Source organism: Cryobacterium breve (assembly GCF_004402375.1).
Classification (GTDB): domain Bacteria; phylum Actinomycetota; class Actinomycetes; order Actinomycetales; family Microbacteriaceae; genus Cryobacterium; species Cryobacterium breve.
In genome coordinates this window covers 285,213-303,679 of sequence record NZ_SOGJ01000011.1, presented here as the reverse complement: position 1 = coordinate 303,679, position 18,467 = coordinate 285,213, and the positions used below count along the sequence as shown (strand labels likewise).

General features: G+C 67.2%; 14 protein-coding genes. 10 read left to right on the top strand and 4 right to left on the bottom strand.

The features are described 5' to 3' along the window. Window positions 1-2 precede the first annotated feature (2 nt). Complete coding sequence (locus E3O65_RS04560) at window positions 3-2,933, top strand: MMPL family transporter (RefSeq protein WP_181446281.1); 2,931 nt, start codon at window positions 3-5, stop codon at window positions 2,931-2,933. After that, window positions 2,930-4,846, top strand: a complete 1,917-nt coding sequence (locus E3O65_RS04555; RefSeq protein ID WP_134362529.1) for a YhgE/Pip family protein — start codon at window positions 2,930-2,932, stop codon at window positions 4,844-4,846. Before E3O65_RS04560 ends, E3O65_RS04555 begins: the two co-directional genes overlap by 4 nt. Window positions 4,847-4,999: 153 nt before the next feature. Here E3O65_RS04555 and E3O65_RS04550 read toward each other — a convergent pair whose 3' ends face one another. Next, entirely contained in the window at window positions 5,000-5,806 is an 807-nt protein-coding gene (locus E3O65_RS04550) for a PspA/IM30 family protein (RefSeq protein ID WP_134362528.1), read from the bottom strand. After that, entirely contained in the window at window positions 5,803-6,426 is a 624-nt protein-coding gene (locus E3O65_RS04545; protein WP_166785635.1) for a hypothetical protein, read from the bottom strand. Before E3O65_RS04545 ends, E3O65_RS04550 begins: the two co-directional genes overlap by 4 nt. 207 nt (window positions 6,427-6,633) lie before the next feature. Here E3O65_RS04545 and E3O65_RS04540 point away from each other — a divergent pair, with 207 nt between their 5' ends. From E3O65_RS04540 to E3O65_RS04510, 7 genes are all read left to right on the top strand, one after another. Beyond that, window positions 6,634-8,886, top strand: coding sequence for a bifunctional alpha,alpha-trehalose-phosphate synthase (UDP-forming)/trehalose-phosphatase (locus tag E3O65_RS04540; protein WP_134362615.1), 2,253 nt, complete (start codon window positions 6,634-6,636; stop codon window positions 8,884-8,886). A gap of 46 nt (window positions 8,887-8,932) precedes the next feature. Then, a complete protein-coding gene (ilvD, locus tag E3O65_RS04535) occupies window positions 8,933-10,627 on the top strand; it encodes a dihydroxy-acid dehydratase (protein ID WP_134362526.1) in 1,695 nt (564 codons plus the stop codon). 42 nt (window positions 10,628-10,669) lie between these two features. Then, window positions 10,670-12,490: an acetolactate synthase large subunit gene (locus E3O65_RS04530; protein ID WP_134362525.1), complete on the top strand. Its 1,821-nt coding sequence runs from the start codon at window positions 10,670-10,672 to the stop codon at window positions 12,488-12,490. A 3-nt stretch (window positions 12,491-12,493) separates the two neighbouring features. Continuing rightward, window positions 12,494-13,003, top strand: a complete 510-nt coding sequence (gene ilvN / locus E3O65_RS04525; protein WP_134362524.1) for an acetolactate synthase small subunit — start codon at window positions 12,494-12,496, stop codon at window positions 13,001-13,003. Next, entirely contained in the window at window positions 12,973-14,073 is a 1,101-nt protein-coding gene (ilvC, locus tag E3O65_RS04520; protein ID WP_338419170.1) for a ketol-acid reductoisomerase, read from the top strand. Before ilvN ends, ilvC begins: the two co-directional genes overlap by 31 nt. Window positions 14,074-14,688: 615 nt before the next feature. Then, window positions 14,689-15,255 (top strand): DNA polymerase III subunit gamma/tau, encoded by a 567-nt coding sequence (locus tag E3O65_RS04515; RefSeq protein WP_134362522.1) that lies wholly within the window; start codon window positions 14,689-14,691, stop codon window positions 15,253-15,255. After that, the gene (locus tag E3O65_RS04510) at window positions 15,252-15,620 is read left to right on the top strand and encodes a hypothetical protein (RefSeq protein ID WP_134362521.1); all 369 of its coding nucleotides are present in this window, start codon (window positions 15,252-15,254) and stop codon (window positions 15,618-15,620) included. The genes E3O65_RS04515 and E3O65_RS04510 overlap by 4 nt, the downstream gene beginning before the upstream one ends. A gap of 126 nt (window positions 15,621-15,746) precedes the next feature. Here E3O65_RS04510 and E3O65_RS04505 read toward each other — a convergent pair whose 3' ends face one another. After that, entirely contained in the window at window positions 15,747-16,142 is a 396-nt protein-coding gene (locus tag E3O65_RS04505; RefSeq protein ID WP_134362520.1) for a DoxX family protein, read from the bottom strand. Window positions 16,143-16,239: 97 nt separating this feature from the next. Here E3O65_RS04505 and serA point away from each other — a divergent pair, with 97 nt between their 5' ends. Then, entirely contained in the window at window positions 16,240-17,832 is a 1,593-nt protein-coding gene (gene serA / locus E3O65_RS04500) for a phosphoglycerate dehydrogenase (protein ID WP_134362519.1), read from the top strand. Here serA and E3O65_RS04495 read toward each other — a convergent pair. Beyond that, window positions 17,822-18,415, bottom strand: coding sequence for a TetR/AcrR family transcriptional regulator (locus E3O65_RS04495; RefSeq protein ID WP_134362518.1), 594 nt, complete (start codon window positions 18,413-18,415; stop codon window positions 17,822-17,824). The genes serA and E3O65_RS04495 overlap by 11 nt on opposite strands. Window positions 18,416-18,467: the final 52 nt, after the last annotated feature.

Genomic DNA, 18,467 nt, shown 5'->3' with positions numbered 1-18,467 from the left:
CCATGGCAACCCTCCTCTATCGAATCGGCCACTTCGCCTACCGGCGCGCAGGCCTGGTGATCGGCATCTGGGCACTGCTGCTGATCGGGATCCTCGGAGTCGGGGTCGCCCTTGGCGGCCAAACCCAAGAGTCCTACGCGATCCCCGGTACCGAATCACAGGAGTCCATCGACAAGCTCGGGGAGGTCTTCCCGCAGGCCGCGGGCGCCGCCGTGCAGGTCGTCTACTCGGCGCCGGACGGGGCATCCGTCAACGACGAGCCCTACCGCACGGCCATCGTCGACATGGCGGCCGAGCTCGCGGATGTTGCCGGCGTGGATTCGGTGCTGACGCCATTCGACGAATACGCGTCGGGTGCCGTCTCGGACGACACGGCGAGTGCCTTTAGCCAGGTGCAGTTGTCGGGCCTGTCGACCGACGTCACCGAGGAAACCCTGGCGAGTGTGACCGGTACTCGGGACATCGCCGAGGACGTCGGCCTCGAGGTCGCCTTCGGCGGCCAGGTGTTCCAGGAGAACACTTTCGGCATCACCATCTCCGAGGTGCTCGGCCTGATCTTCGCCGGCGTGGTGCTCGTGATCACGTTCGGCTCGCTGATCTCCGCCGGGATGCCGCTTCTGATGGCCCTGATCGGGGTGGGCGTCGCCATCGGCGGCATCACCGTGATCTCCGCATTCGTGCCCGTCTCGAGCACGGCGCCCATGCTCGCCCTGATGCTCGGGCTCGCCGTCGGAATCGACTACGCGCTCTTCATCCTGTCGCGGCACCGAACTCAGCTCGCCAACGGGGTCGAACCGCACGACTCGGCGGCCTCGGCCGTGGCCACCGCCGGCAGCGCCGTCGTCTTCGCCGGGATCACCGTGATCATCGCCCTGCTCGGGCTGCTTGTGGTGGGGATCCCGTTCCTGAGTGTGATGGGGCTCGGCGCGGCCTTCGCCGTGCTGATCTCGATCTTCGTGGCCGTCACGCTGCTTCCGGCCGTGCTCGGCCTTGCCAAGGGGCGCCTCACGCCCAAGGACGGCAGTCGCGCTCACCGCCGCGCCACCCGACCCGACACCGGCCGCCCCACGCTCGGCCACCGTTGGGTGAACCTTGTGCTCAAGGCGCCGATCGTGGCCGTACTTCTGGTTGTGGGCGTGCTCGGAACGCTGGCGATCCCGGCCCTCAGCCTTGACTTGAACCTCCCCGACGGGGCGTCCGAGCCGGCCGATTCGACGCAGCGCGAGGCGTTCACCATGCTCGAAGAGGGCTTCGGCCCGGGCTATAACGGTCCGCTCATCGTCGTCGTCGACATCACCCAGACCACGGATATCTTCGGGGACCTCGACACCATCGGCGCGGAACTGCGCACCCTGCCCGACGTAGCGTTCGTGGGTCAGGGAACCCCGAACCCGACCGTTGACACCGCCATCATCCAGGTCATGCCCAAGAGCGCACCGAGCGCACCCGAGACCAAGGCGCTCGTACAGGCCATCCGCGATCTCGCCCCGTCGATTGATGACGATCTGGGCACCCCTATCACCGTCACTGGTGCGACTGCGGTGTCGATCGACATCTCCAACCGCCTCAGCAACGCGCTCGTGCCGTTCGCCCTGATCGTGGTCGGACTCTCGATCATCCTGCTGACCATGGTTTTCCGCTCGATCTTCGTGCCGATCAAGGCGGCCCTCGGCTTCCTGCTGTCGGTGGCCGCGTCGATCGGCGCCACCGTGGCGATCTTCCAGTGGGGTTGGTTCTCCGACCTGCTCGGGGTGGAGACCCCCGGACCGATCCTCAGCTTCCTGCCCATCCTTCTGATGGCCGTGCTCTTCGGTCTCGCCATGGACTATGAGGTGTTCCTCGTCTCGGGTATGCGGGAGGAGTTCGTGAAGACCGGCCTGGCCCGGGAATCCGTTGTGCACGGGTTCTCTCACGCTGCCCGGGTCGTGACCGCCGCCGCGTTGATCATGTTCTTCGTGTTCTTCGCGTTCGTGCCCGAAGGCACCGGGCCGATCAAGGGCATCGCCTTCGCGCTCGCCATCGGAGTCTTCCTTGACGCTTTCCTGGTGCGGATGACTTTGGTCCCGGCCGCCATGGCCCTCGCCGGCGACGCCGCCTGGTGGCTTCCACGCTGGCTCTCCCGCATCCTTCCCAACGTGGACATCGAGGGTGAGGGATTGCGCCAGCACCTGGCCGACAAGGAGTGGGCCACTGGTGAGACTCGCGCCATCACGGCTGAGGCGACGGTCTTCGGTTTGCCTGAGAGCCCATTCGGCCCGTTCGATCTGACTGTCGACGCCGGAACCGTCGTCATGATGACCGGCTCAGCCACCCGCCGCCGCGTCGTCGCCGCCACATTGGCCGGCCGGCTCGACCCAGTGTTCGGCCGCCTCCAGGTGCAGGGTGCCCCGCTGCCGTCCGAACGTGCCCGCGCCCTCAGGATGGTGGCGCTCGCCGACGTGGGCGACAGCCGTGACAACGGCCTGACCGTGGGGGAGTTGCTTGCCGAACGGCTGGACCTGGCGCATCCGTGGTACCGGGCCGGGTCTCGGCGTTCACTTATCACCGGTTGGGTCGAGCGCCTTAACGTGGCGCTCGGCCGCGGCCGGGGCGACCACGCAGCCGGCCCGCTCCGGCCAGGCGCGAGCGTGTCCTCGCTCTCCGCCCTCGAGCGGGCCGCCGTGCTCGTGGCCGCGGCGCTCACCGAGAACCCGGGCGTCGTCATCGTCGACCTCGGCGAGGGGCTGCCCGGCGACCCGACGGGGCGCGACCTCGTGCAGGTGCTGGCCGCCCTCGCCCCGGCATCGACCACCGTGATCATCGGCGCAGCGTCCTTCCCGAATGCCGCCCCGGCCCATGGCGGCGCCCGCCCCCTGCAGGCCCTCCACCTCGACTCCCGTGCCCAAAGTTCCATCGACAAAGTCACTTCTGACCGAAAGGCCCTGCAGCGATGAGTACCAGGCTCGAGAAACTCTTCAGCCGCACGCCCGGGGAGCGCCGATGGACCGTTGGGGCCCTTCTGGCCGGCCTGATCGTGGTGCCGCTCACGGTGGCCGGCCTCTTCGCCGGCGCCCTGGCGACCGCCGACCAGCGCGTGGACACCCTGCCGGCGATCGTCGTCAACAACGACGAAATCGTCACCACGACGCTCCCCGACGGCACTGAGCAGCCCGTGTTGGCCGGCCGACTGCTGGTGACCGAACTCACCAAGCCGTCCGGTGACGGGTCTGCCGCAACTGGGTTCGACTGGACGATCTCCAACTCCACGGATGCCGCAGCGGCCCTGGCCGCCGGCGACGCCTACGCGGTGCTCACGATCCCGGAGGACTTCTCGTCGTCGGTGACCTCGCTGGGTGGCACCGCGCCCGTTCAGGCGAACCTGGACATCCGCACGGATGACGCGCACTCGTTCTTGGCCGGATCGGTGGCCCAGTCAGTGGGCACAGCCATGTCGGGAGCCTTCGGCCGGGAGATCACCGCGCAGTACCTGAACGGGCTGTACACGAACTTGGCCGGGTTGGGGGAATCGCTGACCCAGGCTGCGGATGGCGCCGCTCAGGTCTCGACCGGTGTCTCCGGCGTGGTCACTGGGCTGGATTCGCTGGCCGGCGGCACGGCCGCCGCAGCCTCCGGAGCCTCGACGGCCGCGACCGGCGCCGCCACGTTCTCTTCCGGCGTGACCGAGTACACCCAGGGCGTCACCGGTCTCAGCGACGGCCTGACCCAACTGAACAGAGGCGCGGCCGGGCTGGCCCCGCTCGCCACTGGACTGCCGGCCTACGCGGCCGGGGTACAGGCCACCGCCGACGGATTCAGCGAGCTGAACGCCGCCATGCAGAGCGACCCTCGCGTTGCCGACTACGCGCCGGCCCTGCTGGAGATTCAGGGTGGGCTGGACGCCCTAGCCGCGCAGAGCCCCGGTATCCGCCAGGCCGGTCCAGGGATCCAGGGCGTGCTCGATGGTGTGTCCCAGAGCGCCACCGGTGCAAGCCTTCTCGCGGCCGGTGGCGGTGATCTGCGCGGCGGCGCCGGTGAGCTCGCCACTGGAGTCGCGGGTATCTCCACCGGACTCTCGCAGCTGGCCACCGGAACAACGGATGCAGCCACAGGTGCTCGGCTGCTCGAAACGGGTGCGGCCGAACTCGCCGGCGGGCTGCGGGACGGCGCCGACAGCGCGGCCCCACTCACCGACACCGACCCGGTCGTCACTTCGGCGGTGGTATCCGAACCGGTCGGCATCACCACGGAGCGCGACAACGCGTTCGCGTCGATCGGCCCGGTGATCGGGATGGTCTTCGTTCCGATCGGGCTCTGGATCGGCGCGCTCGCCATCGTCCTGGTCATGAAGCCGCTGTCGGCGATCGCACTGGCATCGACCGCATCGACGGGCGGCCTCGTGGCCCGCAGCCTCGGCCGCGCGTTCGGCATCGCCGCCGCCCAGGCCGTGGTCGTTGTCCTGCTGCTGCACAGCACCCTGGGGGTCGCGTGGTCGCTGCTTCCCGCCACGCTGGCCTTCGCCGTGTTCCTTGCCTTCGTGTTCGCTGCGGTGCACCACTTCCTCACAGCCGCCTTCGGTCGGGTTGGAATCGTGGTCTCCCTCGTGTTGCTCGCGCTACAGCTCACTGCGGTGGGCGGGCTCTACCCGATCGAACTGGTGTCCACGCCGTTCCAGTTGATCAGCCCGTACCTGCCGCTGACCTGGGCGGTGCAGGGCATGCAGGCCATCGTGTCCGGGGGAGACGGCGGCGCTGGCGGGCCTGCGGCCATCCTGATGATCTTCGCGCTGGTGAGCGTGCTGGCCTCGTACGCGACCGTCGCGAGGCGGCGAGGTGCCCGCTCGTTCGGTCTGGCGCAGGTGCGCGGCTGACCCGGGGCCGCCGCTGACGCGGGCCTCCGCTACCTCGCCCTGAACGGGTCCGCCTGAACAAAATCGACGGAGAATATGCTGGAAACGGCCCCGGATGTCCCGGAAATGGAAGTTTCCGTCAAAATCTCCGTCGAATTGGTTCGACGACCCGGGTCAGAGGGCGGTCGGGCCCTCGCCGATGCTCAACCAGGAGCCGGAGCCTCCGCGGGCGTCGGTGCCTGCTCGAGTGTCAGAACCGGAGCCGGTGCCGCGGCCCCCGTCGCCGGTGCGGACATCTTTCATCGCCTGAAGCTGCCGGTCGACATCCGCTTTCGTCGCACCGGCCGACAGCTGCCGCTCGAGGTCGGAGTCTGGCGCGGCCGTGACATCGTGTAGAGCGCCGCTGGACAGCAGTTCGTCGGTGGCGGCCGCGCGCGCCCGCATCTGGGCTACCCGGTCCCTGGCCCGATCCAGGCCGGCGCCGGCATCGGTGATCTCGGAGCCGAGTCCCGCCGTGCCCTCGTTGGCCTTCACCCGTGCCTGGGAGGCGGCGTAGGTGGCCTTCATCGTCTCCTTCTCCGTGCGGAAGACGGCGATCCGTTCGGTCAGGCGCCGCTCATTCTCCTGCAGCTGAGACTGCTGCTGAACCAACGCGAGGTACTGCTCACGGATTCCTGCCACCTGGCCCTCGAGCAGTGAGCGTCGTTCCAATGCCGTGCGGGCCAGGTCGTCCCGGCCCTGGTTGACAGCCTCCTGGGCCTGGTCGGCCAGCCGCCGGTAGCGGCCGCCCATCTCCTGCCCCAGGAGCTCTATGCGCTTCTTCGCCGTGGCGACCTCGGCCAGGCCGTGACGCACCTGCTGGAGCATCTTCAACTGCTGCTCATAGCTGTCGTCGAGGGCCTCGCGGGGGTCCTCCAGCCGGGTCAGGGCCCTGTCGGACTTGCTGCGGAGAATGACGCGCAGCCGCGAGGTGAAGCTCATGATGCACTCTTTCTACTGAGGTGGTTGCCGGACTCGGTCCCACGCGGAACGCGGGACCCGTCGTTGCCGTTGAGGCTGCGCAGTTCATCAACACCGGCTCGAAGCGCGGCAACTTCTAGCTCTACGTCGGAGTGCAGCGTCGTCAGGGTGTCATCGGTGAGGTCGCCGAGCCCGGCCGAGACCGCGGAGCGCAGCCGGCGCACCACCTGGGCCACCTGGTCCACGCGGGCGCCGGCCGCCGGCAACATCTCGGCGAGCACAGCGGGATCGGTCTCGCTCGTCAGCAGTCGCAGCTGCGATTGCAGTGCCACGCCCTCACACGCAATCCGCCGAAAGAGCCGGGGCAGCTCGCCGAGCGGTCCCTGGCTACGCCGCGCCAAGTCGACGGCTGCCTGGCCGCTGTCGAGGGAGTCCGTCAGCCGCAACTGCAGCTTCAGAACCTCGTGCTTCGGACCCCAACTGATGCGGGCGCGCGAACGCAGCACCGCACGGTGCAGGGAACGACTCCGGCGAATGCGTTTGTACACCGCCCGCACCACCAGGGACAACGAAACGAAGGTTATGAGGCTGATGGTCGCGAGCACGATCATCACCCAGCTCAGCAGAAAACTCAGGTCCATGGGTCCGCCTTTGATCGAACAGGTCTCGGGGGTCACGCCACCGCGCAACACCATCCAACGGTCAAAATACGCGCGAAACCTCAAAGTTGTCACCACGCCGACTGGGCGTCACTGAAAGGCCCGCCAGGCACACATTTCCGACCCGCTGATACCCTGAGGAGATCAGCAAGGTGGTCGCGCACTGCGCCCGCCGGAACGGACGATCCCATTTCTCCTGCAGCCGAAACAACGGCATCCGCTGACGCGAGCCCGACCTATTCCCTCGTCGTCGTCTCCAACCGACTCCCGGTCGAGATCGAGGTAGCCGACGACGGAACCGAGAGTTGGCGCACCTCGCCCGGCGGTCTGGTCACCGCTCTCGAACCCATGATGCGCAGCTCCGACGGAGCCTGGGTGGGCTGGCCGGGCATTGCCGACCGCACCTTCGAGCCGTTCGAGAACGACGGCATCTCCATCGTCCCCGTTCGGCTCAGCGAGTCGGAATTGGAGGAGTACTACGAAGGGTTCTCCAACGACACGATCTGGCCGCTCTACCACGACGTGATCGCCCCGCCACGCTTCCACCGCGAATGGTGGGAGGCCTATGTGCGGGTGAACCGCCGCTTCGCCGACGCCGCCGCATCCGCCGCCGCTCCCGGGGCCACGGTGTGGGTGCACGACTACCAGTTGCAGCTCGTGCCACGGATGCTGCGCGACGCGCGTCCCGACCTCGTGATCGGCTTCTTCAACCACATTCCCTTCCCTCCCTACGGGATCTATGCCCAGCTGCCCTGGCGCAAGCAGATCCTCGACGGCCTGCTGGGTGCCGACCTGATCGGTTTCCAGCGCCTCGCCGACGCCGGCAATTTCTCCCGCGCCGTGCGCCGCCTCTACGGCTACCCGACCCGCGGCGTCGCCATCGACGTCCCCGCCGCCGACGGTAAGCACCGCCGCGTAATCGCCAAGCATTTCCCGATCTCCATCGACGCTGCTTCCTATGAGGAGCTGGCGCGGCGCCCCGAGATCCAGGAGCGGGCGCGCCAGATCAGGGAAGACCTCGGCAACCCGAAGACGATCATGCTGGGTGTGGACCGGCTCGACTACACCAAGGGCATCGCCCACCGCATCAAGGCGTTCGGCGAGCTGCTCGCCGACGGCAGCCTGAGCGTGGAAGACGTCACCCTGGTGCAGGTCGCCAGCCCGTCCCGCGAACGCGTCGGCCCCTACATCGCCCTACGCGATGAGATCGAACTCGCCGTCGGCCGCCTTAACGGTGACTTCTCCACGATCAGCCACACCGCCATCAGCTACCACCACCACGGCTACCCGCGCGAGGAGATGGTGGCGCTTTACCTCGCCGCCGACGTGATGCTGGTGACCGCGCTCCGCGACGGCATGAACCTCGTCGCCAAGGAGTACGTGGCCGTGCGCTTCGACCGTGACGGCGTGCTCGTGCTGAGCGAATTCGCCGGTGCCGCCGACGAGCTCAAGCAGGCTGTGCTGATCAACCCGCACGACATCGACGGGGTCAAGGCCGCCATCCTCCGGGCCGTGGCGATGCCCCGTCAAGAACGGCTCCGACGGATGCGCGCCCTCCGCCGCAAGGTGTTCGACAACGACGTCGCCGCCTGGTCCTCGTCCTTCCTCCGCACCCTGACCGAGGGAGCCGCCGTGCGTCCCGGTATTCCCGACACACTGGCCGGTGCGCTGAAGGATCTCAGCCGGGCCGACAGCATCCTGGTGGCCCTCGACTTCGACGGGACGCTCGCCCCGCACGTCGACAAGCCCGAGGACGCGCGTGCCGTGCCAGGCACTCGAGAGGCCGTGCAACGCCTGCTGGACCTCGACGGCGTGCGCGTCGCGTTCGTCTCCGGCCGGGCGCTGGTCAGCCTGCAGCACGTGTCGCAGCCGCAGACCGACGTTCTCCTCACCGGTTCGCACGGGATCGAGGTGCAGCTGGACACCCCCGAGATCGAACTCGACCTGATCACCGCGGAACTCGAACAGCTCGATGCCCTCGCCCGGGTGCTCGAGCGCATTTCCGGTAGCGTCGACGGAACCTGGATCGAACGCAAGCCGGCCGGCCTCGCCCTGCACACCAGGCTGGCGACACCCCGGAACGCGGCGGCCGCACAGAAGGCCGCGCGCGAGGAGCTGGGCGCGCTGCTGCCCGGCCTGACGGTGCGCGGCGGCAAGGACGTGCTCGAATTCGCGGTGCGCTCGAGTACTAAAGGGGATGCCCTCGAGCGGCTGCGTCGGCACACGGGCGCCGACCAGGTCTTCTACGCCGGCGACGACACCACCGACGAGGACGCCTTCGCGGTGCTGCGGCCCGGCGACGTCGGCCTCAAGATCGGGGCGGGCGATTCGCTCGCCGGCTACCGCGTGCGCGGCCCGGAAGACGTTCCACTGGTGCTGGGCCTGATCGCCGACTCCCGAGCGGCCGTCGCCGCGGAGCGGGAGGCCGCCGCAGGGGCGTGAGCCCCTGACGACGTTCCGCCCTCAGCGGACGTTCTAGACTCAGTGCATGACTGAGATCGACATGAAGCCTCGCAGCCGCGACGTCACCGACGGAATCGAAGCCACCACCTCGCGTGGGATGCTCCGGGCCGTCGGTATGGGGGACGCAGACTGGGACAAGCCCCAGATCGGCATCGCCAGTTCGTGGAACGAGATCACGCCCTGCAACCTCTCCCTTGACCGCCTCGCGCAGGCCGCCAAGGAAGGCGTGCACGGCGGCGGCGGCTATCCGTTGCAATTCGGCACCATTTCGGTCTCCGACGGCATTTCAATGGGCCACGAGGGTATGCACTTCTCCCTCGTTTCCCGTGAGGTCATCGCCGACTCGGTGGAGGTCGTCATGCAGGCCGAGCGTCTCGACGGCTCCGTGCTGCTCGCCGGCTGCGACAAATCGCTCCCGGGCATGCTGATGGCCGCGGCCCGCCTCGACCTGGCCAGCGTCTTCCTCTACGCCGGTTCGATCGCCCCCGGCTGGGTCAAACTCTCCGACGGCACCGAAAAAGACATCACCATCATTGACTCCTTTGAAGCGGTCGGCGCCGTCAAGGCCGGGCGGATGTCCTTGGCCGACGCCAAACGCATCGAGTGCGCCTTCGCCCCCGGCGAGGGTGCCTGCGGCGGCATGTACACCGCCAACACCATGGCCAGCGTGGCCGAGGCCCTCGGCATGAGCCTGCCCGGCTCGGCCTCCCCGGCCTCCGCCGACCGCCGCCGGGACTACTACGCGCACCGCTCCGGCGAGGCCGTCGTCAACCTGCTGCGGCTCGGGATCACAGCCAGGGACATCCTGACTCGCAAGGCCTTCGAGAACGCGATCGCCGTGGCGATGGCGTTCGGCGGCTCCACCAACGTGGTGCTGCACCTGCTTGCCATCGCGAACGAAGCCGAGGTCGAGCTCACCCTCGACGACTTCAACCGCATCGGCGACAAGGTGCCTCACATCGGCGACCTCAAGCCGTTCGGCAAGTACGTCATGAACGACGTCGACCGTCACGGCGGCGTGCCGGCCGTGATGCGGGCCCTGCTCGAGGCCGGCCTGATCCACGGCGACGCACTCACCGTGACCGGCAAGACCGTGGCCGAGAACCTCGCCGAAATCGACCCGCCCGAGCTCGACGGCACGGTGCTGCGCACCCTCGACAACCCCATCCACGCCAGCGGCGGAATCACCATCCTCAAGGGCTCGATCGCTCCCGAGGGTGCCGTCGTCAAGACCGCCGGCTTCGACTCCGACATCTTCGAGGGACCCGCTCGCGTGTTCGAACGCGAGCGCGCGGCCATGGACGCGCTCACTCTGGGGGAGATCCAGAAGGGCGACGTCGTCGTCATCCGCTACGAGGGTCCGAAGGGCGGACCCGGAATGCGGGAGATGCTCTCGATCACCGCCGCCATCAAGGGCGCCGGGCTCGGCGCCGATGTACTACTCTTAACGGACGGTCGATTCTCAGGCGGCACAACCGGACTGTGCATCGGCCATATAGCACCCGAAGCGGTGGACGCAGGTCCAATCGCCTTCGTGCGCGATGGTGATCTCATACGGGTCGATATCGCAGCTCGCACGCTCGACCTACTGGTCGACCCTGATGAGCTGGCCGCCCGGAGTGTTGGCTGGGCACCTCTGCCCCCGCGCTACACCCGGGGCGTTCTCGCAAAGTATTCGAAGCTGGTTCAGTCTGCGGCCGTCGGCGCCGTCACGGGCTAGATCACCATCCGTCATCGAAATCGAATTAGGGACTGAGATCACATGACCGCGGAAACCCCCGTGCCATCACCGTCGCCCTCGCCTGCCGTGCCTGCCTCGGGCACAGACTCCGGTACGCCCGAAATTCTCACCGGGTCCGGCGCGATCATCAAGTCGCTGGAACTGCTGGGCGTCACGGACGTCTTCGGGCTGCCGGGCGGCGCCGTCATCCCGCTTTACGATGAGCTGATGAGTCAGACCGGCATCCGGCACATCCTGGTGCGCCACGAGCAGGGCGCCGGTCACGCCGCGGAAGGCTACGCCTCGGCGAGCAACCGCGTCGGGGTGGCGATCGCCACGTCCGGCCCCGGCGCGACCAACCTGGTCACCGCCATCGCCGACGCCTACATGGACTCGGTGCCGATTCTCTGCATCACCGGCCAGGTCTTCTCCACCCTGATGGGCACGGATGCCTTTCAGGAGGCAGACATCGTCGGCATCACCATGCCGATCACGAAGCACTCCTTCCTGGTCAAGCGACCCGAGGACATCCCCGCGGCCATCGCGTCGGCGCACCTGATCGCGTCCACCGGCCGACCAGGACCGGTGCTGGTGGACATCACGAAGGACGCCCAGCAGAAGAGCGCCCCGTTCATCTGGCCGCCCAAGCTCGACCTGCCTGGCTACCGTCCGGTCACCAAGGCCCACGGCAAACAGGTTCTGGCCGCGGCCCAGCTGCTCGCCGAGGCCAAGAAGCCCGTTCTCTATGTGGGAGGCGGCGTCATCCGTGCCCGCGCGTCGGAAGAACTGCTCGCGTTCGCCGAACTGAGCAAGACGCCCGTTGTCACCACGCTGATGGCGCGGGGCGCGTTCCCCGATTCGCACGACCAGCACTTGGGTATGCCCGGGATGCACGGCACGGTGTCCGCGGTGCTCGCACTGCAGGAGGCCGATCTGATCATCGCCCTCGGCGCCCGCTTCGACGACCGCGTCACCGGCAAGGTCTCCGAGTTCGCACCACACGCCACGATCGTGCACGTCGATGTGGACCCGGCCGAGATCGGCAAGATCCGCGCTGCGGACGTGCCCATCGTCGGTGACGCCAAGGACGTCCTTGCCGACCTCACGGCGGCATACGCGGCCGCCGTCACGACCACGACGCCCGATATCGATGCGTGGTGGACCTACCTCAAGGGGCTGCGCGAGGAGTTCCCGCTGGGCTACTCCGAGCCCACCGACGGCTTGATGAGCCCGCAATTCGTGATCCAACGCATCGGTGAGTTGACCGGGCCGGAAGCGGTCTACGCGGCCGGCGTCGGCCAGCACCAGATGTGGGCTGCCCAGTTCATCAAATACGAACGCCCCAACTCGTGGCTCAACTCAGGCGGAGCCGGAACGATGGGCTACTCCATTCCCGCTGCGATGGGTGCAAAGGTGGCCGAACCTGACCGCGTGGTCTGGTCGATCGACGGTGACGGATGCTTCCAGATGACCAATCAGGAACTGGCAACCTGCACGATCAACAACATCCCGATCAAGGTCGCCATCATCAACAACTCCTCGCTGGGAATGGTGCGCCAGTGGCAGACCCTGTTCTACGACGGACGGCACTCCTTCACCGACCTGCACACCGGCCACGGCTCTGCCATGGTGCCGGACTTCGTGAAGCTGTCGGAGGCCTATGGTGCCCTCGCCATCCGGGTCACCAGTCCCGACCAGGTCGACGACGCCATCAAGCTGGCGCTGGCGACCAATGACCGCCCTGTGGTGATCGACTTCATCGTGAGCCGGGACGCCATGGTCTGGCCGATGGTGCCGCAGGGCGTCAGTAACAGCTATGTGCAGTACGCCAAAGACCACGCGCCGACTTGGGAAGAGGAATAACCCGTGAGCACCCACGTTCTGAGCCTCCTCGTCGAGGACAAGCCCGGCCTGCTCACCCGAGTCGCCGGCCTTTTCGCCCGCCGCGGCTTCAATATCGAGAGCCTGGCGGTCGGGCACACCGAGGTCCCCGGGCTCTCCCGCATCACGATCCTCGTCGATGTCGAAGACGCACCGCTGGAACAGGTGACCAAGCAGCTGAACAAGCTGATCAACGTCATTAAGATCGTCGAACTCGACCCGGCCCAGTCAGTGCAGCGCGAACACCTGCTCGTCAAGGTGCGCGCCGACAACACGACCCGGTCGATGGTGCTCGAAGCCGTGACCCTGTTCCGGGCCCGCGTCGTCGACGTGTCCGTTGACGCAGTCGTGATCGAGGTCACCGGAGACTCCGGCAAGACCCAGGCGCTGCTGCGCGTGCTCGAGCCCTACGGGATCAAGGAAATCGCCCAGTCCGGCCTGCTTGCCATCGGCCGAGGGTCGAAATCGATCAGCGAGCGCGTCTTCAAAAACTAAAGCTCCATAACCGCTTACAACAACAAGGAGAACATTTACTCGTGTCTGAGATTTACTACGACAAAGACGCAGACCTCTCGATCATCCAGGGCAAGAAGGTAGCCGTCGTCGGCTACGGCTCTCAGGGTCACGCGCACGCGCAGAACCTGCGCGACTCGGGTGTCGAGGTCGTCATCGGCCTCAAGGAGGGCTCGAAGTCCAAGGCCAAGGCCGAAGAAGCCGGCTTCACAGTTCTCAGCACCGCCGAGGCGTCCGCCTGGGCCGACGTCATCGTCATTCTGGCGCCCGACCAGGTGCAGCGTCACCTGTTCGCCGACGACGTACTGCCGAACCTCGCCGCGGGCAAGGCCCTCGTCTTCGGACACGGCTTCAACATTCGCTTCGGCTACATCACGGCCCCCGAGGGCATCGACGTCGTCATGGTCGCCCCCAAGGGACCGGGCCACACTGTGCGCCGCGAGTACGAGGCCGGCCGAGGCGTTCCCGTGATCGTCGCCGTGGAGAAGGATGCGTCGGGCGCCGCCTGGCCGCTCACTCTGAGCTACGCCAAGGCTATCGGTGGCCTGCGTGCCGCCGGCATCAAGACCACCTTCACCGAAGAGACCGAAACCGACCTGTTCGGTGAGCAGGCCGTTCTCTGCGGTGGCGCGTCGCAGCTGATCCAGTACGGCTTCGAGGTTCTCACCGAGGCCGGCTACCAGCCGCAGGTTGCCTACTTCGAGGTGCTGCACGAGCTCAAGCTCATCGTCGACCTGATGTGGGAGGGCGGCATCGCCAAGCAGCGTTGGAGCGTCTCCGACACCGCCGAGTACGGCGACTACGTCTCCGGCCCGCGCGTCATCGACGCCCACGTGAAGGAGAACATGAAGGCCGTTCTCGCCGACATTCAGAACGGTGCCTTCGCGGCCCGCTTCATCGAGGACCAGGACGCAGGGGCACCGGAGTTCCTGGCCCTGCGCAAGAAGGGCGAAGAGCACCCGATCGAAGCCACCGGCCGCGAGCTGCGCAAGCTGTTCGCCTGGAACGCCTCTGCCGACGACGACTACATCGACGGCGAAGCCGCGCGCTAACACTCACGCGCGTACGACCAGCGGGGCCGATCTACTCGATCGGTCCCGCTGCCGTATTGAGAGTGCCGGTGGACCAGGGTATGCCTTCGGTTGCTTGCCCTGCCCGATGAAGCTGTCTGGCATAGTCCCCAGCGGATGACCCGGGCCGCCGTCGCTGCCCTCCGCGCGGCCAGACAGGCTCCGCCAACGGCAATCGTAGGCGATTCTGCCTGGGGCGTTGACACGCCGGCGGTGCCAGCCTCGCTGGTGCCATGAGGTGAACGACCTGCCGAGGAAGGTTTCCGGTCACCTGATCGCGGCCGGCGATTCCGCAAGCAGTTACGCCAGGCAAGTCCGGAACGGCATGATCGACCGGCCCCGACGGGATCTAGGGCGACGCATCGTTCATGGTGGTCGGGTTCGCCCCGCGGCGCAGCGGATGTCCCGGCCCAGGCTTCTGGAACTCGTGGCGCAGAAGAAGGTTCCGGACGACACGGAAGCCACACGGCGGTTCCGGCGCGACCAGATATCGAAGGGGGATCGCACCTTCTCTGGCTCCGTCAGCAAAAGCTCTGAAAGTCGTGATCAGCCGATAGTGTGCGCCGCAGCCGTGTGACAGATCGGTACGCTGGTCAGATGACTTCTGGACCCTCCGAACGCGACCGGGACGACGCCCTGGGCTGGGCCGGCGACGACGACCCCACACTCGTCTCCGGGGACGAGGCCGGGGCCGCCGAGCACGCCCGCCCCGCCGAGCCCGCTTCCGGAGCAGTCCTGGCGCCCGGTGCCGACCCCGCCGGTGTCTCCGCGGCCGACGGCTCGGGCGAACCGCCGGAGGGATGGACCGTGACCGGTCCGGCATCCGCTGTCGAGGCGCAGGCGGCGGCCGACGCCGCCGCGACCCGTGCGGCCACGAGCTCACTGGCCCTGGTCTCGCTGGGCATCTTCGGGGGAATCTACCTGCTCTACACGATCGGCTGGTTCATCGGCGCGGGTCGCATCCAGACCCCGACCTCCGACGTGGTCTCCGAGTTCATGTTCACGCTCGGCCTGTGGCTGGCCGTGGCGGCGCCGGCGGTGTGGTTCGCGGTGACGTACTGGCTCACCCGCGCACACCCGCGAGCCCGGTTCGGCTGGCTCCTGATCGGCGTCATCCTGCTCGTCCCACTGTCGTTCGTCTCCGGACCGGGAGTCATCGCATGACCGATTCACCTGTGACTACGCCCGCGTCCGGATCCGTGTCCCGTCTGCGAACGCCGCGCTGGGTCTCGACCGGTATCGCGATATTGTTCGGCCTCCTCTACGTCTACGACGTCTGGGAGGGGGTCGGCAACCTCGTCGGTCTGAATATCCTGGCCCAGAGCCTCGATTCCCAGCTGAGCGGATTCGGGATCGTTGTTCTGCTCATCGGCATCCTGGGGCCGCTCGTCGTCTTCGTGTTCGCCGCGTGGATCGGGCGCTTTCGCGGCCCCTTTCCACAGGCGGCCCTGTACCTCGCGGGCATCTGCCTGAGCGCCGTGATCGCCGCCAACATCTTCACCCTCGGCGCGGGCAGCCTGCTCGCCTAGCACCGAGCGCCTAACGGCAACCCGTCCCGAACGAATTCGACGGAGATTTCGCTCCAAACAGCCTGTTTGGGCTCATATAAGGGTGTTTGAGTCAAAATCTCCGTCGAATTGGTCGTTCACGCGCGCTCAGATGATCGCGGTAGCGATCAGGCCCATCAGCACGAGCTGGCCGATCAGGCGCGGCACGAGGGGAAGCGCGGCCACGCCGAAGCGGTCCGGGTAGCGCGAGGCGAACGCATTGGCCGGGAAGACCGCCGCCAGAAAGACGATCAGGCAGGCGCCGGCCGCCACAATCGTGGGTGGGTAGAGCAGTCCGAGCCCGCCGGCGATCTCGAAGACCCCGGTGAGGATGACGAGGTTCGCAGGGCGGAGGAGCCCCGTCGTTCGCAGTCGTGGCGGGATCATCGCCCGCATTGTGCGTGCCACGGGCGGAACGAAGTGTGTGATTCCGGCACCGATGAAGACCACCGCCAGCACGATACGGAGGGCGAACTGAAGGTCAGGGAACGTAACGCTGCTCATTACCCCATTCTCCAGCCGATAGAGTGCTTTTATCTGGCGCCCCACGGTCGCGGCGCAAGCCATGTTTTCTGCTGCTGCTATTGGAGGATCCGTTTTCGTGTCAAGACCTGTTGTCCTTATCGCTGAAGAATTGTCGCCTGCCACCGTCGACGCCCTCGGGCCCGACTTTGAGGTTCGCTCCGTAGATGGCACCGACCGAGTCGCTCTACTGGCCGAACTGGCCACTGCGCATGCCGTGCTGGTGCGCTCCGCCACAAAGGTGGACGCCGAGGCAATCGCCGCTGCACCCCTGCTGAAGGTCATCGCCCGCGCGGGTGTCGGCCTCGACAATGTCGACATTAAAGCGGCCACGGCCGCGGGCGTCATGGTCGTCAATGCCCCGACCTCCAACATTATTTCCGCAGCGGAACTTACCGTCGGTCACATCATCAGCCTCGCCCGGCACATCCCCGCCGCTCACGGCGCCCTGGCCCAGGGACAGTGGAAGCGCTCCAAGTACACCGGAGTCGAGCTCTACGAGAAGACCATCGGCATCATCGGCCTCGGTCGGATAGGTGCCCTCATCGCGGCGCGGATGCAGGCCTTCGGCACGAACATCATCGCCTATGACCCCTACATCACCTCGGCCCGCGCCCAGCAGCTCGGCGTGCACCCGGTCAGCCTCGACGAGCTCCTCGCGCAGTCGGACTTCATCACCATCCACATGCCCAAGACTCCCGAGACCAACGGCATGATCGGCGCCGAACAGTTCAAGCTGATGAAGCCCACCGCGTTCGTCGTGAATGTGGCTCGCGGCGGTCTCATCAACGAGGACGACCTTTACGACGCCCTCATGGCCGGAACGATTGCTGGCGCCGGCCTCGACGTGTTCGTCAACGAGCCGCCGACCGGGTCGAAGCTGCTCGGGCTCGACAACATCATCACCACGCCCCACCTCGGTGCGTCTACCGACGAGGCCCAGGAAAAAGCCGGCGTCTCGGTTGCCAAGTCGGTGCGCCTCGCCCTGTCCGGGGAGCTTGTGCCCGATGCGGTCAACGTGGCCGGCGGTGTCATCGACCCGTACGTGCGCCCCGGAATCCCGCTGGTGGAAAAGCTCGGCCAGGTGTTCTCCGGTCTCGGCGCCCACAGCCCGCTGACCAGCGTCGACGTAGAGGTTCGCGGAGAGCTCGCCGAATACGACGTGAGTGTGCTTCGGCTGGCTGCGCTCAAGGGCATCTTCACCAATGTCGTCAGCGAGACCGTGTCCTACGTCAACGCGCCGCTGCTCGCCGAGCAGCGCGGCGTCGCCGTGCGAATGATCACCGATAAGGAATCGCCGGAGTACCGCAACGTCATCACGCTGCGCGGCGCCCTGGCCGACGGCTCGCAGGTCTCGGTGTCCGGCACCCTGACCGGCTCCAAGCAGATCGAGAAGATCGTCGAGATCAATGGCTACGACGTCGAAGTTCCCTTCGACGACCACCTGATCGTGATGCTCTACACGGACCGTCCGGGAATCGTTGCCGTCTACGGCCGCGAGTTCGGCGACGCGGAGATCAACATCGCCGGCATGCAGATCGCGCGCCACGTGGCCGGCGGCAAGGCGCTGAGCGTGCTGACGGTCGACTCGCCCGTGCCGGCCAGCCTGTTGGCGAAGGTGCGCGACGCGATCTCGGCGGAGGCCATGATCGAAATCTCCATCACCGAATAGCGGTTCCGTCGGTCATTCGACCGATCACCGCGAGCAACCGGTCCAGCCTCGTCGTCGATGTGTCGTCGACGGCGGGGTGGCCGGGGCTCGCGAGGGTGGATTCGTAGTACAGCCCGTCACTGACGAGCATGATCACCTCGGCCACGTCCGGGTCTCCCACCGCTTCCTCGATGACGCTCAGCCACTGGCGCCGAGTTGAGGCCAAGGCGGCATTGGCCAGCGGATGCGCCCCCTGAGCCAGCCGCACGGCCGCACCAATCGACTGGTCCAGCGCCGTTCCCTCGCTCATCGACGTGCGGATGAGATAGTCGATTGCTCCGGCCGGGGCCGCTCGTATCCGCTCCACATCGTCGGCGACGAGAGCGTCGAGCCGGGCCAGGAGCCCCTCGACGAGCGCGTCCTTCGAGCCGAAGTGATAGAGCAGACCGCCCTTCGAAAGGGCGGCCGCCGCCGCAACCGCGTCAAGAGTTGCCGCCCGTTCGCCCTGGTCGATGAGGAGTTGCGCGAACGCATCCAGGATGCGATCACGCGTGGGGGAGGTGCGGTGCGCCCCTGTGGCCGGGGCTGCACTGTCGAAGGTCATGGTGCTACTATACCGTCTGGACGGTACAGCATCCGTCTCTGAAGCCGAAAGC